The organism is Vibrio sp. TAP-3B (genome assembly GCF_057784735.1).
The window spans coordinates 42593-64844 of the sequence record NZ_CM173495.1 but is presented as its reverse complement, the minus strand read 5'-3'; the positions used below and the strand labels follow the sequence as shown (position 1 = coordinate 64844).

Sequence of the window (22252 nt, the reverse complement as noted above, 5' to 3'; positions counted from 1 at the left end):
AGCTAGACACATAGTGGATCATATGCACAAAACACTGTGCGGAGTGGGCTCATTCTGCGAGACAAAATGAGGAAATAAGTCCTTACAGACATTTTTTCACAAGAAAAGTGTTACCTTTACTCAAAGAAAAGCGGAGGATTTTTCACCTCCTTCTGATGTGATTTTTACTCTATTGTTTTGCAGAAACCGAATCTAACCGCTTGGTTTGTTTTTGTTTAGACAACGTAAAATAAATCGTACATTGAATAACAATCGCCGCAAGTACAATCACTGGCGACGCTGATATCCCAGCCAGAAGAAAACACCCTAACGCGATCACTCCATTCAACACTGCGTAAGGCAATTGGGTGCGGAAATGTTCGTACTGCTCGCAGCCTGCGCCCGTTGAAGAAAGAATCGTGGTTTCAGAGATAGGCGAGCAATGGTCACCAAACAAGCCGCCTGATAGGACTGCGCCAATGCAAACCAACATTGGTGCATCTATCGCAACTGCGGTTGGGATCACTAACGGCATCATGATCGCAAAAGTCCCCCAAGAAGATCCTGTAGCAAAAGAAATAACACCGGCCAATAAAAAGGCAACCGCAGGTAATAACCAATAAGGGAAACCTGACTGAGCTTGCTCTGCAATATAAGCAGCTGCACCTAACTCTTTACCTACAGAACTCAGAGCCCAAGCCAACACCAAGATAACCGCAACCGACATCATATTTGACATCCCCTTGAGGTATACGTGGATACCATCAGACAGCTTTCTTACTCCGTAAAATGCCATCAGCATAATCAACGTTAATGCGGCAAAGAAATAAGCAGAAGAAAGCGCGGCACGAAACGTTGAACCCGCTACTTTTTGTAAAGGGAAGCCATGCGGAATGAGAATGGTGCACAGCACAACCAACATCACTAATAAAGGAGCCCACACAAAACTGGATTTTGAATTTTTATGCGAAAAAACATTCATCGTTTCCTGAACTTTTCCAAAATCAGAACCTTGCTCAGCTAACTGTTCTGCTTTTGCCATTGGGCCAAAGTCCAGTTTGAAGAAAGAGATAATCGGAACAATTGCAATCGCTAGGAATGCGTAGAACTGATAAGGAATGGCACCGATAAACGCATCCCAATCACTCATACTGATCTCAAGCGCCGTAAACTCTTTTTGAATCAGTCCCATGATATACACCCCCCATCCAATAAAAGGGATTAAAATTGCGACCGGTGAAGAAGTAGAGTCGATAATAAACGCTAATTTTTGACGTGACACTTTCAGCTTATCAAATAAAGGACGGAAAACCGGGCCAACAATCAATGGTGTACCAAGGTCGGAGAAAAAGATCACCACACCACCAAACCATGCGGATAACTGAGCTTGGCATTTGCTCGCGACCCATTGAGTCACCTTTTTAGCAAAAGCTACCCCACCACCCGACTTTTCCATCAGCGCGACAAAACCACCAATAAAGACCAATAAAAGGATCACACCCGCGTTATAGCTATCGGTTAACTGAGGTAAAAGATAGCTTTTCATTAATGCACTAAACGAGTCGAGCAGCCCTGTCTCGATAAATGTGCCTTCAAGCATGGCTACACCGCTGACCACGCCAGCAAATAAACCAACGACCACATTTCTCGTAGTAAGAGCAAGAAAAAGAGTAATAAGGATGGGAATAAGAGAGGTAACTTCAGCCTGTTCCATAGCAACACCTTTAGATATATAAACACTTAAAGTGAATATATATTTAATTTCAACGTATGTATATATCTCTCAATAAAAAAGTAAAATCCCCCTTCACTATTTTTAAGCACAAAAAAACCAGCCCGAAGGCTGGTTTTTATAAATTGAACAATCGAGTGTAAATTATTCCCACTCGATCGTCGCTGGCGGTTTGCCAGAAATGTCGTAAACAACGCGTGAAATACCTTCAACTTCGTTGATGATACGGTTAGAAACCTTACCCAAGAAGTCGTATGGCAGATGTGCCCAATGTGCCGTCATGAAGTCGATCGTTTCTACCGCGCGTAGTGATACAACCCAGTCGTACTTACGACCATCGCCCATCACACCAACAGAACGAACAGGTAAGAATACGGTGAATGCTTGAGAAACCTTGTTATACAAGTCTGCGGCGTGAAGCTCTTCAATAAAGATAGCGTCTGCACGACGCAGCAAGTCACAGTACTCTTTCTTGATTTCACCAAGAACACGAACCCCTAGACCAGGCCCTGGGAATGGGTGGCGGTAAAGCATGTTGTATGGCAAACCTAACTCAAGGCCAATCTTACGCACTTCATCCTTAAACAACTCACGTAGTGGTTCAACAAGACCCATTTGCATCTCTTCAGGAAGACCGCCCACGTTGTGGTGTGATTTAATCACGTGCGCTTTACCCGTTTTAGAGGCTGCTGACTCGATAACATCAGGGTAGATTGTGCCTTGAGCCAACCACTTCGCATTGGCTAACTTCTTAGACTCTTCATCGAACACATCAACGAAAATATGACCAATTGCCTTACGTTTTTCTTCAGGATCCGATTTGCCTTTCAGCGCTTCTAAGAAGCGCTCTTCAGCGTCAACTTTGATGATGTTTAGGCCAAATTTATCACCAAACATTTCCATAACTTGCTGACCTTCGTTGAGACGAAGTAAGCCGTTATCAACGAATACACACGTTAATTTGTCACCGATTGCACGGTGAACCAGCATGGCGACGACCGAAGAATCAACACCGCCAGATAGACCTAGGACAACTTCATCGTCACCTACTTGATCTTTAATACGAGCGATAGCATCTTCGATAATAGACTCAGATGTCCACAAACGCTCACAGCCACATACGCCAAGAACAAAGTTCTCTAGCATCTGTAAACCTTGTTTGGTGTGCGTGACTTCTGGATGGAATTGAACCCCGTAATATTTCTTCTCTTCGTTCGCCATCGCAGCAAACGGACAAGTTTCTGTGTTACCTACTTGTTCAAAATCAACAGGGATTTCTACAACTTTATCACCGTGGCTCATCCAAACATCTTGAGTTGCTTCAAGATCTTTAAATAGTGCACATTCAGTAGAAACTTTAACTTGAGCGTAGCCGAACTCACGTTCGTTAGAGCCTGCTACTTTCCCGCCCAACTGTTCCGCCATGGTTTGCATGCCGTAACATACGCCAAGTAAAGGAACGCCAGAGTCAAATACATATTGAGGAGCGCGTGGAGAGTTTTCTTCCGTCACACTTTCAGGACCACCAGAGAGAATAATACCGTCTGGATTGAATTCACGAATATCCGCTTCTTCGACGTCCCAGCTCCACAGTTCACAGTAAACGCCGATTTCACGTACGCGACGAGCGACTAACTGTGTGTATTGGGAACCGAAGTCCAAGATAAGAATACGTTGGTCATGAATATTTTTAGTCATTTTGAGCAGTCTTTATAAGCTAAGTGATTAAAACAGAGGCGAGTGTACTCGCCTCTTATTAATGCTTCAAGAAAAAAGCAACCGTTTACGTAAAGCTATTATTAGCTAGTTGCCTAAACGGTAGTTTGGCGCTTCCTTGGTAATTTGAACGTCGTGTACATGAGACTCCTGCATACCCGCACCAGAGATACGAACGAACTCTGCTTTAGTGCGCATATCTTCGATTGTTGCACTGCCGGTTAACCCCATGCTTGAACGTAGACCACCCATTTGTTGATGTACGATCTCTTTTAGACGACCTTTGTGTGCGATACGACCTTCAATGCCTTCTGGTACCAGCTTGTCTGCGGCATTATCAGACTGAAAATAACGGTCTGAAGAACCTTGTGACATGGCACCAAGTGATCCCATTCCACGGTAAGCTTTGTAAGAACGACCATTATAAAGAATGACTTCGCCCGGCGACTCTTCTGTTCCTGCGAACATAGAACCGACCATTACACAAGATGCGCCTGCAACAATTGCTTTACAGATATCACCAGAAAAGCGAATACCACCATCTGCAATCACAGGAATGCCGTACTCGTTCGCCACTTCTGTTGCATCGGCAATTGCCGTAATTTGAGGAACACCAACGCCAGTTACAATACGAGTCGTACAGATAGAACCAGGACCGATACCCACTTTCACAGCGCTTACGCCAGCTTCAATTAGGGCTTTAGCACCAGCCCCCGTAGCAACATTACCCCCGATGATGTCTAAATCTGGGTACGCGGCGCGAGTTTCACGAATTCGAGTTAGAACACCTTCAGAGTGACCGTGTGAAGAGTCAATCAGTAATACGTCAACGCCCGCTTCAACTAATGCGGCTACTCGTTCTTCGTTACCAGCTCCAGCACCAACGGCTGCACCAACACGTAGACGACCACGTTCATCTTTACATGAATTTGGTTTACGTTCCGCTTTATGGAAGTCTTTTGCCGTGATCATACCGGTCAATTGAAACTCATCGTTCACTACCAGCACTTTCTCCACGCGAGCTTCGTGCATTTTCTCTTGCACTTCTTCACGTGTTGCACCTTCTTTAATTGCCGCCAGTTTTTCTTTTGGCGTCATTACTGAAGAGACTTTCTTAGAAAGGTCTGTCACAAAACGAACATCACGGCCAGTAATGATACCGACAAGCTCATGGCTTTCAGTCACGACAGGGAAGCCTGCAAAGCCATGCTTCTCGGTTAGTGCAACAACATCCGCAATCGTTGCGTCTGGGTTGACCGTTACCGCATCAGTCACCATACCAGCTTCGAATTTCTTTACTTTACGAACTTCGGCAGCTTGCTGCTCGATAGACATGTTCTTATGGATAAAGCCAATGCCACCTTCCTGCGCAAGTGCGATAGCTAGACGGGCTTCCGTCACTGTATCCATCGACGCAGAAATCATCGGAATATTCAGGGTGATATTTTTCGTCAGCTGAGTGCGAAGATCAGCTGTGTTTGGGAGAACGGTGGAGTGTGCTGGCACCAGTAGTACGTCATCGAATGTCAGCGCTTCTTTGGCAATTCTTAGCATTTGCAATATCTCACAATTAGAGGAGTAAAAAGAACAATCCAATCTCATCGTTTCGCATAATGAGGGTAACTAGTTTTAAGTAACCAATTACATTTGGATTAGATATTGCGGAGGGATTATACGTTTAACGCAATCGCTTGACCACAAATTTTTTACTTTTTTTCTTGCAATCCCCCCCTTGCTATGTATTATATTGCGGCTAATTTCCATATTCACGTCTAAGAGATTAGCTGTGCTCTCCAAGACCAATCAAAACATCTTTACTGTTTCTCGTCTCAACGCAGAAGTTCGTTTACTCCTTGAAAACGAAATGGGGATCGTTTGGCTCGTCGGAGAGATATCCAACTTTTCAGCTCCTGTCTCTGGTCACTGGTACCTCACTCTTAAAGATTCTCGCGCTCAAGTTAAATGTGCCATGTTCCGTGGTAACAATCGCCGTGTGACTTTCAAACCTGTAAATGGTAATCAAGTCCTAGTAAAAGCTCGCCTGTCTCTTTATGAGCCTCGCGGTGACTACCAATTGATCATCGAAAGCATGCAACCGGAAGGTGATGGCCGTCTTCAGCAAGAGTTTGAAGAGCTGAAAATGAAGCTTGCTGCAGAAGGGTTGTTCGCGCAAACCAATAAACAGCTTTTGCCTGAGCATCCAAAACGAGTTGGTGTGATCACCTCGAAAACTGGTGCCGCGCTTTACGACATCTTAGACGTATTGAAACGCCGTGATCCTTCCCTACCCGTTGTGATTTACCCGACAGTGGTGCAAGGTGAAGAAGCTGCCATTCAAATTGCACAAGCGATTGGTCGCGCCAACAGCCGTGATGAATGTGATGTGCTAATTGTGGGCCGCGGGGGCGGTTCATTAGAAGATTTATGGTGTTTTAACAACGAGATATTAGCTCGCACGATTGCAGCAAGCCAAATTCCTATTATTAGCGCCGTTGGACATGAAGTAGACGTGACAATAGCCGATTTTGTCGCCGATGTACGCGCGCCTACCCCATCAGCAGCCGCTGAGCTAGTCAGCCGTGACAACAGCCACAAAGATCAAGCTTTAGTTACTCGCCAACATAAGTTAGCAAGCGCGATGCGTTACTACCTAGCACAACAAAAGCAGCAATCTGCGCAATTAATGCACCGTTTAGAGCGACACCACCCAAGCTACCGCTTGCAGCGGCAATCTCAACAACTCGATGATTTAGACATGCGCTTACAGCGAGCAATGCGTCGTTTTATTGCCTTGCGCCAACAGAGCATCGAACGTCGACATTACCGACTGCAATTGAATTCTCCTGTAACACGCCTTGGCGAGCAGAAGTCCAAATTAGAGCGTGTTGAGCAAAAGCTGATGGATGCTATGGATCGCAAGTTACTGACTATGCGCCATCAACTTGCGATGGCCGCAGAAAAACTGGATACCGTCAGTCCGCTGGCCACATTAAAGCGCGGCTACTCGATCACTCAAACAGAGCAAGGTAAGGTGGTCACTCAAGCTTCAGATGTAAAAGCGAGTGAGGTATTAATCACCCGTTTAGCCGAAGGCGAAATTCGCTCTACGGTTAACTAATCCGATTTTAGTTAATTGATTTTCTGGAACTCAAACCGAACACGCGATTTTGATTTGAGTTCACTGCATGTATTGCAAAAATAACTGGCGGCTCCACAGGCTTGTAGCTTCTCTAATTCAGCTTCACAATCGGGGCAAAATCCTACTTTTTTGAAGCCTGACTCACACTGGCTACAGTAGTATTGGCCTGTCCATTCCAATTCGACTTTACAAGTCGGGCAAACATTCTGCTGCATATCACTTTCCATCAGTTTATTTGTGCTTCTATTCTATACCTAAATAACCACACAATCTGCGGTTCAGCACGAGTACTCTAACCCTACATCTTGAAGCGATTTGAGTATCGTATTTTCCACGTTGAACGTCATCACCGCTCTAGCTGGCTTTGGTTACCATCCATAGTTTCGATTCAAAAAGATCCTGTTCTGATCATCTGATATTTACTCTTTGATCAGCGATCACCTATTAAAAGAATATTTATATAACCACTCACCGAAAGCATAAGTTACATATTCTGCATTTCAATTTAAAGCAACATTAATATCTATTAACTGATTTTAAATCAATATTTTTTAGAACTTTATAAAAAGATCCATTCCCTACAAGAGAGCCTTTACATCGGTGTACATTTCAATCGTTTGAGAGTCGAGTTCAACTAACCTTACCTGAATAGAACCAAACGCCTTCAAATGGCTTGAATGCGTGCCACCACAAGGGATAACAGCAATTTCGTCTTCCCCTAAGTCACACTTCCAATAACGTGAATCCGTCAAGTTATCACCATGACAGTCTATAACAATCGCCTCATCACGCTGAAGCCAGTTATGAAGTTGGACATTCACCTTCAGCGCGATATCTTGAAGGTCCTCTAGCATGTTTGCACTGTTTAACCCTTTTTTACGGAGTGTTTTACCTAAACGATACGTATCTAGACATTTATCCGGTGTGACAAAACTGCTGACTTGCGCGTAGCTATTAAAATCATAGTGACCGTGAGGATCTTTACGGTCTGCGTCCTTTCGCCAGTAGTCTTCCGCTAATACTTTATTTAAAGCCAAGTAAGCGAGGTGTCCCGCACTATGACCTCGACTGAGTGCCTGTTGGTGCTCTTTATCAACTTCTAACTCAATACTATCACCAACCTTAACCAAGTCAGTGTGAGCTAACACATGCACGACGACAAACGTCCAGTCGTGTGCATCTCGTTTTACCGGAATAGACGAGCCCACATAGAGCTCTCCTGTCGCAACTTCAATAGCGCCAACTTGGCAGTCCATCACTTCATAAGTAAGACCATTGGCTTTTAAAAAACCTTTATCTGCTGGGTGATCAGGCCAAATATGGCTAACAGGATGAAAAGGGGTTAGATCAGAAACGATATAAGTCACATCATTTGTCGATTTAACAAGTTGTACTTGTACTTCTAAATGCCAGGTTTGGTGACAAAAACGGATTTTTGTTGCTTTGATAGTCATGTTTGTCATTACTTCTTATATAAAAAAATACCCAAGTAGAGACTTGGGTATTTGAGTTCAATTATTTGTTGCGGTTTTTCACCGCAGACATCATACGCTTGCGTTTACGTTCTTGAGACAACGTAAGCTTGTTCGTACGGTTCTCGTATGGGTTGTCGCTGTTGTGGAAGTTAATGCGAATCGGTGTCCCCATTATTTCCAGAGATTTACGGAAGTAGTTCATCAGATAGCGTTTATACGAGTCTGGTAATTCACGAACCATGTTACCGTGAATTACCACGATCGGTGGGTTGTAACCACCTGCGTGTGCGTATTTTAGTTTAATACGGCGACCGCGAACCATAGGTGGTTGGTGATCATCCACTGCCATTTTCATGATACGCGTCAGAACTGAGGTACCAACGCGAGTCGTCGCAGACTTATATGCCTCTTGAATAGACTCGAACAAGTGCCCAACACCAGTACCATGTAATGCTGAAATAAAGTGAATACGTGCAAAGTCAACAAAGCCTAGACGACGGTCTAGCTCTTTCTTCACATTTTCTTTCACTTCACTATCTAAGCCATCCCACTTATTAACAGCGATAACAATTGAGCGACCAGCATTCAGAGCGAAACCTAGTAAGCTCAAGTCTTGATCTGAAATGTTTTCGCGTGCATCAACAACCAATAGCACGACGTTCGCATCTTCTACCGCTTTCAAAGTTTTAACAACGGAGAACTTCTCAACCGTTTCATTGATGCGGCCACGGCGACGAACACCTGCGGTATCAATTAATACATATTCACGGCCATCACGTTCCATCGGGATATAAATTGAATCACGCGTGGTGCCTGGCATATCGTACACAACCACACGCTCTTCACCTAAGATACGGTTCGTCAACGTCGATTTACCCACGTTTGGACGACCGATGATAGCTAACTTTATCGGCTGATCTTGAAGACGTTGAAACTCTTGCTCGGCCTCTTCTTCTGTGTATTCTTCTGGTTCAATTTCAGCATCTTCAAATTCTGTCAGATCTTCAATTGCACCTTCTTCAGATTCACTGGTTAGCAAATCATCGAAAAATGGAGACAACGCTCGCTCAAGCAATGCGGTTACACCACGACCATGAGCCGCAGCAATTTGGTACATATCTTCTACGCCCAATTGCCAAAAGTCAGCACAAGCCGCATCTGCATCAATACCATCAATTTTATTTACCACCAGCATTGCTGGTTTTTCGGCTTTACGTAGGTGCGCCGCGATCGCGGCATCCGAAGGGGTCAGACCTGCACGGCCGTCAACAAGAAACAACACAACATCAGCTTCATCAATAGCGGCTAACGACTGTGCTGCCATTTTTGTTTCCACGCCTTCTTCTGTTCCATCAATACCACCAGTATCGATCACAATAAATTCGTGCTCTTCACCAAGTCTCGCCTGGCCATATTTACGGTCTCGCGTTAGGCCTGGAAAATCCGCGACCAACGCGTCACGGGTACGTGTCAATCGGTTAAATAGTGTAGATTTACCTACGTTCGGACGCCCTACTAGAGCAACAACAGGTACCATAACAACCTCTACAATAATCTTTCTTCTGTAGTTATAGGTAACGACTTGCTCGATGCCAGCTCAAACCAGCTCAAACCAGCTCTTTACCTATAACCACGTCAGGGTTAATAAATTCAAACAACAAAACGGCTCCTAGCTGTCACCAACCAGGAGCCGAATGTGAATTATATCACGTTATTATTCGTTAATGGTTAGTTTCTTTACATCGCCGTTGCGAGTAATAATCACATAACCATCGGATAATAACGTTGGACCAACAGCAAAACCGCTATCATCGACAAACTGCTGTGCGACGAATTCACCGGTCGAGCGGTCCATCCAGTGTAAATAGCCAAGCGAGTCACCGACGACAAGATAATTACCAACAATGACCGGCGCCGTTAACTGACGATGCTCAAGTAAACTATTTTTCCACAATTCTGTACCGCTGCGGGAGTCAACTGCGACAAGATGATCTTTTTCAGTAATAACGAAAATACGGCTACCATCGGTTGCAATATCAGTCGCTGATGAATAATTACGCTTCCAGAGTGGATTTGCAGAGCGCAGATCGATCGCCATCAACTGGCCGTTGTAACCGATGGTAAAAAGAGTACCGCCAAGAACAATAGGAGAAGAGTCGACATCCACTAGGCGATCAATCTCCGTTGCACCTTTTGGTGTGCCAACTGGCTGTTGCCAAATCAGCTGCCCACGCTCAACAATTGCTGCCGCTAGTCGACCGTTCGCTGTTCCCCAGAAAACACCACCGCCAATCGCAGTCGGCGTGCTATCACCACGCAAGGTAAGGTTTGGCACTTCCGTGCTTAGCGCCCAACGCTGCTCACCAGTGTCCTTATCAAGTGCTATCAACATACCTCGGCTGGTATTGACCATGATCAAATTAGAGTCAGCCACAGGCTTAGCCAGAACTTCACCAGCAACTTTCACTCGCCATACTACTTCACCCGTTTCTTGATCAAGAGAAATGGCCTCACCATTCTCTGAGCCAATGTAAAGGTATCCGTAAGCGGCCGTGATACCACCAGAAAGACGCGCAATCACGTCTTCTTCTAGATTCACTTGCCAATATGGCTTGCCGTTTTCAGGATCCAGAGCTTTAACTTGACCATCACGACTTGCGACGAATAAGGTGTCATTCGCAAATACTGGAGATAGTTTAGAGAAGTAATGGTCAACACCATCACCAATCGATGTACTCCATTTACTATTAGGTGTAAATTCACTCTCTACCTGAGGCAATGGGGCCATAACAATGGTATCTTTTTCACCAGCACACCCGGCAAGCATTCCCATTGTTAACGCCCCTAACAAGGCTTTCTTAAAGACTCTTTTCATTTAATACGGTCCTTATTTCGCCAAATCGTCCAATTTCATTTGTAGCGTTGGGCTTGCGTCTGCTGCTTGCTGCGCTTCCGTGTACGCTGCGTAAGCGGCATCTTGATCGTCTTGGCGAAGTGCAATATCCCCGCGAAGTTCAGCAACACGACCGTTCCACGCAGGATCTGTTACTTTACCTAACGTTGCATTTGCGGCGTCAAAGTTACCCATTTCAGTTTCAATACGAGCAATTCGGTAGCTGATAAGTGGCGATAGCGCTACATCTTGTGTATTACTTTGAGCCCATTTGAGTTGCTCAAGCGCAGCTGAGAGGTCTTGCGCCTCAACCTGTGCTTTCGCTAATTGCAAGGCAGCCAATACTGAATATTCTTTCGCTTCGCTTGACTCGATAAAAGATTGGACGTCTGCTTGCGCATCAACCCCCTTCTCTTGCAACGCGTTCATTGCTGTCGTATAGCTTTGAGAAGCGGTTTCACTCGCCTGAATCACAGAATCCTGGTAATAACGCCAGCCAAATAGGCCACCTAAGCCAACAACCGCACCGATGATGACGGCTTTACCATTTTCCTTCCACCAGTCTTTAATCGCTTCAACTTGTTGTTCTTCAGTATCGTAAAGTTCCACTTCCTGTCCTCTTAAAACATGTAAATGGCAGCTTAACTGCCATTGTTCCTATTTCGTTTAAAGGCTCCACATTTGGGAGCCTTAGTTTACGAACTAGGATGTAATTTTTGCTAGCTTACTAAAAGCCTTAAATTAATGCTGCGATCTTTTCGGCAACTTCGGCCTGATTGTAAGTTTCTTGCTCACCACCAGCCAAGTCTTTCAGTACTACGGTATTATCCGCCACTTCGTTTTCGCCCAAAACCAATGCTACAACAGCACCAACCTTGTCTGCGCGTTTAAACTGTTTCTTGAAGTTACCGCCACCGAAGTGATTCATCACACGAACGCCAGGGATAGACTCACGAAGCTGTTCTGCTAGCTTCATTCCTGCCATCATGGTGCCTTCGCCTGCTGTTACTACGTACACGTCAACACTGCGACGAACATCTGTCAGTTCCAACGTTTCTAACATCAGTACTAGACGCTCTAAGCCCATGGCAAAGCCAACTGCTGGTGTTGGTTTACCCCCTAATTGCTCTACAAGACCATCGTAACGACCACCACCACATACTGTGCCTTGAGCACCTAGGCTCTCAGTGATCCACTCGAATACCGTGCGGTTGTAGTAGTCCAAGCCACGAACAAGACGCTCGTTGACTGTGTATTCGATGCCAGCTGCATCAAGAAGTTCACACAGACCGGTAAAATGTTGCTTAGATTCTTCATCTAAGTGGTCAGAAAGGCGAGGAGCATCACCTAAAATCGCTTGTACGTCTGGGTTTTTAGTATCAAGAACACGCAGCGGATTGGTATGCATACGGCGTTTACAATCATCATCCAGAATATCCATATGCTGCTCTAGGAATTCGATCAGTGCTGTACGGTAGTTCGTTCGTGCTTCTAGCGAACCAATTGAGTTCAGTTCGAGGCGCACATGTTTCTCAATGCCTAACTCGCGCCACAGACGTGCCGTCATCATAATAAGTTCTGCGTCAACGTCTGGACCGTTGAGGCCAAACACTTCCACGCCACATTGGTGGAACTGACGGTAACGTCCTTTTTGCGGACGTTCATGACGGAACATAGGGCCCATGTACCACAAACGTTGTTCTTGGTTGTAAAGTAACCCGTTTTCAATCCCAGCTCGCACACAACCCGCCGTCCCTTCTGGACGAAGAGTTAGGCTGTCACCATTGCGATCTTCGAAGGTATACATCTCTTTTTCAACCACATCGGTCACTTCACCAATGGCGCGGCTAAATAGGTGTGTCATCTCAACGATTGGCATGCGCACTTCGTTATAACCGTATGCGCTAACTACATTTTTTACTGTGTTTTCTAGTTTCTGCCACAGTGGCGACTGAGTTGGGAGGCAGTCGTTCATACCTCGAATTGCTTGAATTGTTTTTGCCACAATACTTACCGTAATTATCGTTGAGATTAATCTTGTACTTTCACTTCGATGCGATTTTCGCTATCCATTACAGATGCTTTTGCACGGATCTTAGCTTCTAGCTGATCAACAAGATTGTTGTTATCAAAGCGCTCTTTCTGACGTTTACCGTCTTCATAAAACGCACTCTTCTTATTGCTACCTGCAAGCCCTAAATGGGAAACCTCAGCTTCACCAGGCCCATTGACCACACAACCGATGATAGACACATCCATCGGTGTAATGATGTCTTCTAGCCGTTCTTCAAGTGCATTTACGGTGCCTATCACATCAAATTCTTGACGTGAACAGCTCGGGCAAGCAATAAAGTTGATGCCACGTGAGCGAATGCGCAGAGATTTAAGAATATCGAAACCCACTTTGATCTCTTCAACTGGATCGGCAGCCAAAGAGATGCGCAGTGTATCGCCGATACCTTCTGCCAATAACATGCCTAGACCAACGGATGATTTTACAGCACCCGCTCGTGCGCCACCCGCTTCAGTGATACCTAGATGCAGAGGCTGATCAATCTGCTTCGCTAGTAAACGATAAGAGTCCACCGCTAAGAATACATCAGAGGCTTTTACACTCACTTTAAACTGTTCAAAGTTAAGGCGGTCCAAATGATCCACATGACGCATTGCCGACTCAACCAACGCTTCTGGCGTCGGCTCGCCGTATTTCATTTGTAGATCTTTTTCTAAAGAGCCACCATTAACACCAATGCGAATTGGGATGTTTTTGTCGCGAGCACAATCGACCACAGAGCGAATACGCTCCTCATTGCCAATGTTGCCAGGGTTAATACGCAGGCAATCGACACCATACTCTGCCACTTTAAGTGCTATACGGTAATCGAAATGAATATCAGCCACCAAGGGCACAGATACTTGCTGTTTAATAAGCTTAAAAGCTTCAGCGGCATCCATTGTAGGAACAGAGACGCGAACGATATCGGCGCCGACTTTTTCTAGTGCTCGGATTTGTGCGACTGTCGCTTCTACATCAGTCGTGCGAGTGTTAGTCATAGACTGTACTGCAATTGGCGCACCATCACCAATTGGCACATCACCCACATAGATACGCGTCGATTTACGACGAATAATTGGAGATTCGTGTTGCATAATTCTTTATAACGGTAGAGTGAATCTAGCTACTTTGCCGGAAGTATACCCAGAAAGGTCGACAGGTTCACTTGCAAATGTCATTGTAACCCCTTCCGGTGCGCCCAGTATTACGTTGAACGGCGCTTTTCCGGCAAGTTCTACATCTTGTCCTGGTTTATGAGTACCACTTACCAGCGTTTTGCCATCGGTGTCTTTCACTTGAATCCAACAGTCCGCTTTAAATTTCATGGTAAGAAGTGTCATGCCTTCAGGCACTAATGGCGCAGGTTGTTCCTCTCCCTCAGTTTCAATGACTGCCACTGATTGTTCGGAATCTAAGCTTGCTGTTTCTTCAGTTTTTGTTGCCAATATATCCGTTTGCTGTCCCACTAACGTCGTCTGCGTTTCAACAACTTCGTCATTTGTTAAAGTAACGTCTTCAGGCGAGTTTGCAATTAACTCTTTTGCGGTCATTAAATCGATATCAGCCAGTTCTTGGACGGTAGGCTGAGGCGATTCAACGCTTGATTCCGTGACTTCTTTAGTCAAGCTATTCTCTTGTTGGTTTTGCCACCACCAAGCCGCAGAAATACCGATGATGATAATCCCGATCACCCACGTCAGTAGCATGATACGGCTATTGTGCTGCTCTTGTTTGGTTTTACGAGAAAAGCTCTGCATTTCAATTTCTTGCTCTTTTGGCGGTATATCTGTGGTTTGTTCTAAAACCGTCAAGATCATTTTTTCATCAAGACCAACCACTTTTGCGTAAGAGCGCAAGTAACCCCGTGTAAACGTCGCAACTTGTTGAGATTCAAAACGATTACTTTCAATATCTTCAATAACAGAAACGCGAAGCCTCAAGCGGTCAGCAATTTGCTTTTGGCTCATACCTAGAGATTCGCGTTTGTTTTTCAGTAGTGTGCCAGCTTCAAGAGAAAGTGGCGCTTCATTCGTATTTTCGTGTTCTGTCATAATGGCGGTATTTTAATCTGCTTTAATGGCTAACGCGGTTATTTATTTTCGTTGTTGTTCTTAAGCCCTACTGAACGATAGTTAGCCTAAACGTGTTAACCAAAATAATATGTTTAAGAAACTCTCAGCGATCTGAGTGTGAATACTCGTTTGCGAAAAATCAGCAAAGCGTATGTGAGAAAATGCTGAGAATTGTCGGTGTCAACGTCAATATCATGCCTATAATAAGCGAATGTCTAACGAAGACAAAAATCCTTTCCACTCAAACTAACAGATAGCTCAAGCTTTTGTCCAAACTTTGACACAGGAAATCGAAATTATAGCCAAATCACCTCAAGTTTCTTGGTTATAACACCCATTTTGGATTGAATTACACTTTCAACATACAAAATAGCCAGAGCAAATGGCTCTGGCTATCTATAAACTGATGCCGTTTTATACTGCTTTGACTTCAATGGTATCGGCACCACGTGATGCTTTTAGCATTGATGTCCGCTTGGTCCGGTCAATAACATCGCCAACCAATTGACCACATGCAGCATCAATATCATCCCCACGAGTCTTTCGTACCGTTACCGTGTGTTCATACTGCATCAACGTTTTCTGAAAACGGTCAATGCGTGAGTTGCTTGGTTTCTGATAAGGAGAGCCAGGGTACGGGTTGAAAGGAATCAAGTTAATCTTACATGGGGTATCTTTCATTAGCTCTGCTAACTCGCGAGCATGATCCATATCGTCGTTCACATGATCAAGCAATACGTATTCTACAGTGACTTTGCCACGGTTTGCATTCGAAGAAGCGATGTAACGACGCACAGATGCTAAGAAGTCTTGAATATCCCAACGATCATTAATCGGCATGATTTCACTACGTAGCTGATCGTTTGGTGCATGCAGTGAAATTGCTAATGCAACGTCAATTTTTCCCGTCATCTGATCAAGGCCAGACACCACGCCTGAAGTTGATACCGTTACACGGCGCTTAGAAAGACCAAAGCCTAGATCATCAAGCATGAGTTCTAGCGCTGGTATTAGGTTTTTCATGTTAAGAAGCGGCTCACCCATTCCCATCATTACTACGTTAGTAATCGGACGGCGACCAGTTTCTTTTTCGAGACCAATTTCACGAGCAGCACGCCAAACTTGACCAATGATTTCAGACACTTTGAGGTTGCGGTTAAAACCCTGTTGTGCGGTTGAACAAAATTTACATGCCAATGCACAACCGACTTGAGAAGAAACACACAGTGTTGCGCGATCATCTTCAGGGATGTAAACCGTTTCTACATCCTGGTCACCAACGTTCATGGCCCACTTGATGGTACCATCAGAGGAGTGCTGAGCCTCAGACACAACAGGCGCTTTGATTTCACACTTGTGCAAAAGCTTTTCACGCAGCTTCTTGTTAATGTTCGTCATTTTTTCGAAGTCATCGACACCAAAATGGTAGATCCACTTCATAACCTGATCGGCACGGAACGCTTTCTCGCCGAGTTCTTCTGCGAAAAGCTGACGCATACCTTTGCGATCAAAGTCGAGTAGATTAATTTTTTCAGTGGTCATGTTGCCTCTCAATGACTGAAACAAGAATAAGGGCGCGAATTGTACAGCCTTTAGGCAGCGACAACAAGGGGGATAAAACCCTGAGTTTGCTAAGGCATTAACATTGCTGCGGTTGTTTTTTTGCACAGCAATAATGATAAACTTTAGGCGTTTTTTAGATAAACAAAAGCCCCGAAAATATCCGAGGCTTAACGTTATGTTCTAGCGATTAGACTTAGCGCTTATTTGAAGCAAACCAAGCCTAAATTAACGAGAGTATACTTCTGAATCTGGGAAGAAAAACTCAATTTCACGTGCCGCAGACTCTGGGCTATCGGAGCCATGAACCGAGTTATGGCGCATGCTAAGTGCGTAATCCGCACGAAGCGTACCACATGCTGCTTCTTCTGGGTTCGTTTTCCCCATCAATTCACGGTAACGGGCAATAGCATTTTCACCTTCCAATACCTGAACCATGATAGGGCCCGAGGTCATAAATTCTCTTAATGGTGGGAAAAACTCTTTACCTTCATGTTCTGCATAAAAACCGCTCGCCTGCTCTTCAGTCAGATGAACCATTTTTGCAGCAACGATTCGTAGACCAGCTTTCTCAATACGATCGTAGATTTCACCAATCAGGTTTCGCTCCACTGCGTCAGGCTTAACAATTGAAAACGTTCTTTCTAGAGCCATAAAGTTTCCTTTCTATACTTGTAATAATGGTTGTTTATCAAAGTGACTAATTGGACTATGGCAGCGCTCAAACCATGAGCACTGTCACTAGTATCATTTACCTGCTTGCTCATTTAATAGGCGAGCCAATGTGCGTACGCCCATACCTGTAGCTCCTGCCGCCCATTTATCTGATGCAGATTTGCGATATGTACCAGCACAGTCAAAGTGCAACCAGCCTTTTTTGTAATCTTCAACGAAGTAAGACAAGAAAGCTGCCGCTGTACTTGCACCCGGTGAGTAATCACCAGAGCTGATGTTGGATAGATCCGCAAAGTTTGACGGCAACATGCCTCGATGGAAGTCAGCCAGTGGTAAAGGCCATAAACCTTCTTTCTCTTGATTCGCTGCCGTTAATGCCTGATGAGATAGCTCATCATCAAAGCTCAATAGCGCGTGGTAATCGTTACCCAACGCATTCTTCGCTGCCCCTGTCAGTGTTGCACAATCAATGATCAGCTCAGGTTCTTGCTCACTTGCGTAGAGCAGACCGTCAGCAAGAACTAAGCGTCCTTCAGCATCCGTGTTCATGATTTCAACGGTTTTACCGTTTTTATAAGTGATAATATCACCCAGCTTGAGCGCGCGACCTGACACCATATTCTCAGCACAGCACAGAATCAGTTTCACGCGCTGATTCAAACCACGCAAAATAGCCAGACCAAGACCACCTGTAATCGTGCCTGATCCGCCCATATCCGCTTTCATCGAACTCATAAATTGGGAGGGCTTCAAGCTGTAACCACCAGAGTCAAATGTAATCCCCTTACCCACTAAACAAGCAAATACCGGCGCATTTTCATCGCCGGTTGGGTTGTAGTCCAGTTGCAGCATGGCAGAAGTGCGCTCAGAGCCGCGACCAACGGCGTAAATACCTTCCCAACCTTCTGAAAGTAGATCTTTATCTTTGACGATACGAGCCGTTACGGTGCCTTGAGGTGCGATAGATTTGATGAACTCCGCAGCCATGGCCGCCAGTTGGCGAGGCGCGACTTCTTCTGCGGTTTTGTTAATGATATCGCGGGTAAAATCCGTCGCGGTAATACGCGCTTGCAGTTCTACTTGATCTTCTTCAGGCAGTGCTGTCCACTCGACTAAACCATGTTTTTTGGGATTGCGGTAACCTTGGTGGAAAGCCCAAACACTCTCTAAATCCCAGTGAGATCCAGAAAGTAAAATAGAGTGAATTCCTTGGCCATCTAGTTGACGAGCGGCACGTTGAATTGCACCAAGATCGTGTCCTTCTCCTAGGTGGATGGTGGCGCCGTTTTCAGCAAATGAAAGCAGTGCTTTTTCACCCCAGAGTGGTGCGGCCGATTCCTGACTAATAAATACAGACATCTGTGTAGACATGGTTTCTCCTTGTCTTATAGCGGCGTTGCCTACGCTGCTTCTTTTTAATAACTCACGGATGTTAGCATTATGTAGGATAAAAATGTCAATTTGATAAAAAAGCGGACCTTAAGGTCCGCTTTTTTTAGTAAGAATTGTTAACTAGGCTATGTTTTACAGACTTAATCTGCTTCATCCATCCAGCACATGATAACGGCTTCCAGGATCTTCTCGTTACTATGATTTGGGTCATCCTCAAACTCATCCAACTCCATGATCCATTGATGAAGATCGGTAAAACGTACGGTTTTCGGATCGACATCGGGAAACTTGTCACAAAGCTCAATCGCGATATCGCGAGAATCTGTCCATTTCATTGCTCATCTTCCTTATTTCTTTCCCTTTATTTATGGGGGATAGTTTTAGTGATCTTCTGAGGCGTGGTTTAGCGTGTATTTTGGAATCTCAACCACCAAGTCTTCATCCACAATTTTAGCCTGACAGCCAAGACGTGATTCTGGCTCAAGTCCCCATGCTTTATCTAACATGTCGTCTTCCAGTTCTTCACTCTCTTCTAATGAGTCGAAGCCTTCACGAATGATCACATGACAGGTAGTACACGCACAGGATTTTTCACATGCATGCTCAATACCGATACCGTTTTTTAGTGCGACGTCTAGAACGGTTTCACCAGTGTTTGCTTCCAACACGGCACCTTCTGGGCACAAATCATCGTGTGGTAATACAATAATCTTAGGCATAACTACTTATCTCTTATATATCGTCTACTGATTGACCTGACAAAGCAGCTCGAATCGATTTATCCATACGGCGTGATGCAAAGTTTTGGCTCGCTTTATCGGTATCTTTGATGCCTTGCTCAATCGCATCAGCATCTTCACCATTACGGAGCTCAATTAACGCTTCAATCACTTTTACTAATGTTTGTTTTTCTTGCTCTGACAGCAGCTCATCGCCGTCAGCCTGCATCGCTGCAACCAACCCTTCAATAACGCGATCCGCTTCTACACGCTGCTCAGCAAGTGCACGAGCTTGCATGTCTTCTTTCGCGTGCGTCATTGAGTCACGCAGCATATCCGCGACTTCGTTGTCACTTAAACCATAAGAAGGTTTTACTTGAATTTCTGACTGTACACCAGTGCTCTTTTCCATTGCCTCAACAGAAAGCAGACCATCTGCATCCACCTGATAGGTCACACGAATGTGGGCAGCACCAGCCGCCATTGGGGGGATACCTTTTAACGAAAAGCGAGCTAAAGAACGGCAATCATCCACCATTTCACGCTCACCTTGCACAATGTGTACGCTCATTGCCGTTTGACCATCTTTGAAGGTAGTAAACTCTTGGGCGCGAGCAACTGGAATAGTGGTATTACGAGGAATAATTTTCTCAACTAATCCGCCCATTGTTTCAATGCCGAGTGACAATGGAATAACATCCAATAACAGCATTTCTGAGTCTGGCTTGTTACCCGCCAATATATCGGCTTGGATGCCAGCTCCAATCGCAACAACTTCGTCTGGATTAATGCTGGTTAGTGGAGTACGACCAAAGAACTCGCCGATCATGTCACGAACTAATAAAGTACGTGTAGAACCGCCAACCATCACAACTTCAAGCACTTCATCTGCGTTTACATCCGCGTCCTTCAGAGCCCGACGACAAGACATCAAAGTCTTCTTAACCAGTGGACGGATCAAATCGTCAAATTGCTCACGAGTCACAGCACCTTTCCAACCGAACACATCAACGTCAACGCTGTCTTGCTCAGAAAACGCTATCTTAGTGGCGGTGGCAATATTGAGTAGTGTGCGGTTTTGTTCCGCTGAAAGTGGACCTTCAAGTCCTGCTCGCGCCATAAGATAATCCGCTAAAAGACGATCAAAATCGTCACCACCTAATGCGGAGTCACCGCCCGTCGCTAATACTTCAAATACACCTTTTGACAGGCGTAAAATTGAGATATCAAATGTACCACCACCTAGATCATACACCGCGATGACACCTTCTTGACCTGAATCCAGACCATAAGCGATTGCTGCAGCCGTTGGTTCATTTAACAAACGAAGTACATGTAGGCCCGCCAATTTGGCCGCATCTTTAGTACCGGCACGTTGCGCATCATCGAAGTAGGCAGGAACAGTAATAACCACACCAGTTAACTCACCACCCAATGTCTCTTCGGCGCGCTTACCAAGCACTGTTAGAATATCAGCCGAGACTTCAATCGGATTCTTATCACCTTGAGGCGTTTGTATAATCGGAAGACCGTTTTCGCTCTCTTTAAATCGGTAAGGAAGCGAAGAGTAGCGAGATTGAATATCTTGTAATGAACGGCCGATCAAGCGTTTTACCGAGATGATGGTGTTTTCTGGTTCAAACTCTGCTTTGGCTTTCGCTTCGTAACCGACCGTCGAAGAATCTTCCGTATAATTTACGACTGACGGTAAAATGGTACGGCCTTGCTCGTCCGCTAGAGGAGTTGCATCACCGCTGCGTACGGAAGCAACCAAAGAGTTGGTGGTACCTAAGTCGATACCCGCTGCTAACTTGTGCTCATGAGGTGCCGAGCTTTGGCCCGGTTCTGCGATTTGAAGTAGTGCCATGATTGGTCCTTGTCACGCTAACTAGCTGAGAAGTTTGTCTTCAACTAGTTCAATTTCGTTCTTTAGTTTGGCAATAAATTTCAGCTTACGAACTCGGTCTGCAGCCTCTGGCCATTGACCTTGATCCAGTTCTTGCTCGACACTTACCAAATGCTGTTTATACATTTTGCTGACCTTTACATCGAAGTCAAAAAGCGCTGATTCAGGCTCAGAACTGCCAGCAATGTCTTCCAGCTCTTCACGTAGTTCCATCTGCTCCAAAAGGAACATAGGATCTTGCATTGTTTGCTGTTCACCGCGGATTTCCATTCCCTGTTCTGCCAAAATATACTCGGCGCGAGAGATAGGGTTTTTAAGGACTTGATACGCATCGTTAATCTGCGCCGCTTTCTGTACCGCCATTAAACGATCACGCTCAGAGCCCGAAGCAAAATTATCCGGGTGGAAACGTTTTTGTAATTCTCGGAACTGAGAAGAAAGAAGGCCACCATCCAGATTAAACTGACTTGGTAGCCCAAATAATTCAAAGTGATTCATTAAGATCGGGTCCTAGTAAAGCCTTCCGGACTCGTTTGCCCAGAAGGACAAGCAATTAGACGTTGAAGCTTTCACCACAACCACATTCACTTTTCGCGTTAGGGTTGTTGAACTCGAATCCTTCATTCAACCCTTCCTTCACGTAATCCAATTCTGTACCGTCCAAGTACACTAGGCTCTTTGGGTCGATGATAATTTTTACTCCAGAGAGTTCAAAAACTTCATCTTCCTTTTTTAGCTCATCAACAAACTCAAGTACATACGCCATGCCCGAGCAACCAGTCGTCTTCACTCCAAGACGTAAACCGATACCTTTACCTCGGTTATCTAGGAATGCTTTTATGCGACTTGCCGCTGATTCTGTCATTGTGATGGCCATACTGCACCTTAGTCTGTCTAAATTACGATTGGAATGGGAGCGCTAAAAGCCCCCATTATAT

General features: G+C 45.0%; 20 protein-coding genes. 1 reads left to right on the top strand and 19 read right to left on the bottom strand.

Going from position 1 to position 22252, the window contains the following annotated elements; translation table 11 throughout:
• Window positions 1-169 precede the first annotated feature (169 nt).
• The 3 genes from AC3D28_RS00305 to guaB all read right to left on the bottom strand — a co-directional run bounded on the left by AC3D28_RS00305 (window position 170) and on the right by guaB (window position 4981).
• A complete protein-coding gene (locus AC3D28_RS00305) occupies window positions 170-1693 on the bottom strand; it encodes a Na+/H+ antiporter NhaC family protein (RefSeq protein ID WP_488535178.1) in 1524 nt (507 codons plus the stop codon).
• A 162-nt stretch (window positions 1694-1855) separates the two neighbouring features.
• The gene (gene guaA / locus AC3D28_RS00300; RefSeq protein ID WP_098416373.1) at window positions 1856-3409 is read right to left on the bottom strand and encodes a glutamine-hydrolyzing GMP synthase; all 1554 of its coding nucleotides are present in this window, start codon (window positions 3407-3409) and stop codon (window positions 1856-1858) included.
• Window positions 3410-3514: 105 nt separating this feature from the next.
• A complete protein-coding gene (gene guaB / locus AC3D28_RS00295; protein ID WP_098416374.1) occupies window positions 3515-4981 on the bottom strand; it encodes an IMP dehydrogenase in 1467 nt (488 codons plus the stop codon).
• A 232-nt stretch (window positions 4982-5213) separates the two neighbouring features.
• Here guaB and xseA point away from each other — a divergent pair, with 232 nt between their 5' ends.
• Window positions 5214-6545 carry an exodeoxyribonuclease VII large subunit gene (gene xseA, locus AC3D28_RS00290; RefSeq protein WP_488535177.1) on the top strand — a complete coding sequence of 444 codons (1332 nt, stop codon included), beginning with the start codon at window positions 5214-5216 and terminating at the stop codon, window positions 6543-6545.
• Between the two features lie 11 nt (window positions 6546-6556).
• Here the strand turns inward: xseA and AC3D28_RS00285 are convergent, their stop codons facing one another.
• From AC3D28_RS00285 to iscA, 16 genes are all read right to left on the bottom strand, one after another.
• Window positions 6557-6781 (bottom strand): zinc ribbon domain-containing protein, encoded by a 225-nt coding sequence (locus AC3D28_RS00285; RefSeq protein WP_488535176.1) that lies wholly within the window; start codon window positions 6779-6781, stop codon window positions 6557-6559.
• A 363-nt stretch (window positions 6782-7144) separates the two neighbouring features.
• A complete protein-coding gene (locus AC3D28_RS00280; protein WP_488535175.1) occupies window positions 7145-8029 on the bottom strand; it encodes an alanyl-tRNA editing protein in 885 nt (294 codons plus the stop codon).
• Between the two features lie 52 nt (window positions 8030-8081).
• On the bottom strand, window positions 8082-9578 hold the full coding sequence (gene der / locus AC3D28_RS00275; RefSeq protein ID WP_098416377.1) for a ribosome biogenesis GTPase Der: 1497 nt from the start codon (window positions 9576-9578) through the stop codon (window positions 8082-8084).
• A gap of 177 nt (window positions 9579-9755) precedes the next feature.
• Window positions 9756-10916, bottom strand: a complete 1161-nt coding sequence (gene bamB, locus AC3D28_RS00270; RefSeq protein WP_488535174.1) for an outer membrane protein assembly factor BamB — start codon at window positions 10914-10916, stop codon at window positions 9756-9758.
• A 12-nt stretch (window positions 10917-10928) separates the two neighbouring features.
• On the bottom strand, window positions 10929-11543 hold the full coding sequence (locus AC3D28_RS00265) for a YfgM family protein (RefSeq protein WP_098416379.1): 615 nt from the start codon (window positions 11541-11543) through the stop codon (window positions 10929-10931).
• Window positions 11544-11670: 127 nt separating this feature from the next.
• Window positions 11671-12939: a histidine--tRNA ligase gene (hisS, locus tag AC3D28_RS00260; RefSeq protein WP_098416380.1), complete on the bottom strand. Its 1269-nt coding sequence runs from the start codon at window positions 12937-12939 to the stop codon at window positions 11671-11673.
• A gap of 26 nt (window positions 12940-12965) precedes the next feature.
• Window positions 12966-14084: a flavodoxin-dependent (E)-4-hydroxy-3-methylbut-2-enyl-diphosphate synthase gene (gene ispG / locus AC3D28_RS00255; protein WP_488535173.1), complete on the bottom strand. Its 1119-nt coding sequence runs from the start codon at window positions 14082-14084 to the stop codon at window positions 12966-12968.
• 6 nt (window positions 14085-14090) lie between these two features.
• Window positions 14091-15041, bottom strand: coding sequence for a cytoskeleton protein RodZ (gene rodZ / locus AC3D28_RS00250; protein WP_488535172.1), 951 nt, complete (start codon window positions 15039-15041; stop codon window positions 14091-14093).
• Window positions 15042-15476: 435 nt separating this feature from the next.
• On the bottom strand, window positions 15477-16604 hold the full coding sequence (rlmN, locus tag AC3D28_RS00245; protein WP_098416383.1) for a dual-specificity RNA methyltransferase RlmN: 1128 nt from the start codon (window positions 16602-16604) through the stop codon (window positions 15477-15479).
• 246 nt (window positions 16605-16850) lie between these two features.
• Window positions 16851-17276: a nucleoside-diphosphate kinase gene (gene ndk, locus AC3D28_RS00240; protein WP_098416384.1), complete on the bottom strand. Its 426-nt coding sequence runs from the start codon at window positions 17274-17276 to the stop codon at window positions 16851-16853.
• Window positions 17277-17369: 93 nt separating this feature from the next.
• Complete coding sequence (gene pepB, locus AC3D28_RS00235; protein WP_488535171.1) at window positions 17370-18668, bottom strand: aminopeptidase PepB; 1299 nt, start codon at window positions 18666-18668, stop codon at window positions 17370-17372.
• Window positions 18669-18829: 161 nt separating this feature from the next.
• Window positions 18830-19024 carry a Fe-S cluster assembly protein IscX gene (iscX, locus tag AC3D28_RS00230; RefSeq protein ID WP_098416386.1) on the bottom strand — a complete coding sequence of 65 codons (195 nt, stop codon included), beginning with the start codon at window positions 19022-19024 and terminating at the stop codon, window positions 18830-18832.
• A 45-nt stretch (window positions 19025-19069) separates the two neighbouring features.
• Window positions 19070-19408, bottom strand: coding sequence for an ISC system 2Fe-2S type ferredoxin (gene fdx, locus AC3D28_RS00225; RefSeq protein ID WP_098416387.1), 339 nt, complete (start codon window positions 19406-19408; stop codon window positions 19070-19072).
• A gap of 13 nt (window positions 19409-19421) precedes the next feature.
• Window positions 19422-21275, bottom strand: coding sequence for a Fe-S protein assembly chaperone HscA (hscA, locus tag AC3D28_RS00220; protein ID WP_488535170.1), 1854 nt, complete (start codon window positions 21273-21275; stop codon window positions 19422-19424).
• Between the two features lie 21 nt (window positions 21276-21296).
• Window positions 21297-21812 (bottom strand): co-chaperone HscB, encoded by a 516-nt coding sequence (gene hscB, locus AC3D28_RS00215; protein ID WP_098416389.1) that lies wholly within the window; start codon window positions 21810-21812, stop codon window positions 21297-21299.
• Window positions 21813-21867: 55 nt separating this feature from the next.
• On the bottom strand, window positions 21868-22191 hold the full coding sequence (iscA, locus tag AC3D28_RS00210) for an iron-sulfur cluster assembly protein IscA (RefSeq protein WP_098416390.1): 324 nt from the start codon (window positions 22189-22191) through the stop codon (window positions 21868-21870).
• Window positions 22192-22252 lie beyond the last annotated feature (61 nt).

Bases quoted from the DNA above. Each gene is read 5' to 3' on its own strand.
- guaA (WP_098416373.1), bottom strand. From the start codon at position 3,409: ATGACTAAAAATATTCATGACCAACGTATTCTTATCTTGGACTTCGGT.
- fdx (WP_098416387.1), bottom strand. From the start codon at position 19,408: ATGCCTAAGATTATTGTATTACCACACGATGATTTGTGCCCAGAAGGT.
- iscX (WP_098416386.1), bottom strand. From the start codon at position 19,024: ATGAAATGGACAGATTCTCGCGATATCGCGATTGAGCTTTGTGACAAG.
- rlmN (WP_098416383.1), bottom strand. From the start codon at position 16,604: ATGACCACTGAAAAAATTAATCTACTCGACTTTGATCGCAAAGGTATG.
- guaB (WP_098416374.1), bottom strand. From the start codon at position 4,981: ATGCTAAGAATTGCCAAAGAAGCGCTGACATTCGATGACGTACTACTG.
- AC3D28_RS00280 (WP_488535175.1), bottom strand. From the start codon at position 8,029: ATGACAAACATGACTATCAAAGCAACAAAAATCCGTTTTTGTCACCAA.
- rodZ (WP_488535172.1), bottom strand. From the start codon at position 15,041: ATGACAGAACACGAAAATACGAATGAAGCGCCACTTTCTCTTGAAGCT.
- AC3D28_RS00285 (WP_488535176.1), bottom strand. From the start codon at position 6,781: ATGCAGCAGAATGTTTGCCCGACTTGTAAAGTCGAATTGGAATGGACA.
- AC3D28_RS00305 (WP_488535178.1), bottom strand. From the start codon at position 1,693: ATGGAACAGGCTGAAGTTACCTCTCTTATTCCCATCCTTATTACTCTT.
- ndk (WP_098416384.1), bottom strand. From the start codon at position 17,276: ATGGCTCTAGAAAGAACGTTTTCAATTGTTAAGCCTGACGCAGTGGAG.
- der (WP_098416377.1), bottom strand. From the start codon at position 9,578: ATGGTACCTGTTGTTGCTCTAGTAGGGCGTCCGAACGTAGGTAAATCT.
- pepB (WP_488535171.1), bottom strand. From the start codon at position 18,668: ATGTCTACACAGATGTCTGTATTTATTAGTCAGGAATCGGCCGCACCA.
- hscB (WP_098416389.1), bottom strand. From the start codon at position 21,812: ATGAATCACTTTGAATTATTTGGGCTACCAAGTCAGTTTAATCTGGAT.
- bamB (WP_488535174.1), bottom strand. From the start codon at position 10,916: ATGAAAAGAGTCTTTAAGAAAGCCTTGTTAGGGGCGTTAACAATGGGA.
- iscA (WP_098416390.1), bottom strand. From the start codon at position 22,191: ATGGCCATCACAATGACAGAATCAGCGGCAAGTCGCATAAAAGCATTC.
- ispG (WP_488535173.1), bottom strand. From the start codon at position 14,084: ATGCAACACGAATCTCCAATTATTCGTCGTAAATCGACGCGTATCTAT.
- hscA (WP_488535170.1), bottom strand. From the start codon at position 21,275: ATGGCACTACTTCAAATCGCAGAACCGGGCCAAAGCTCGGCACCTCAT.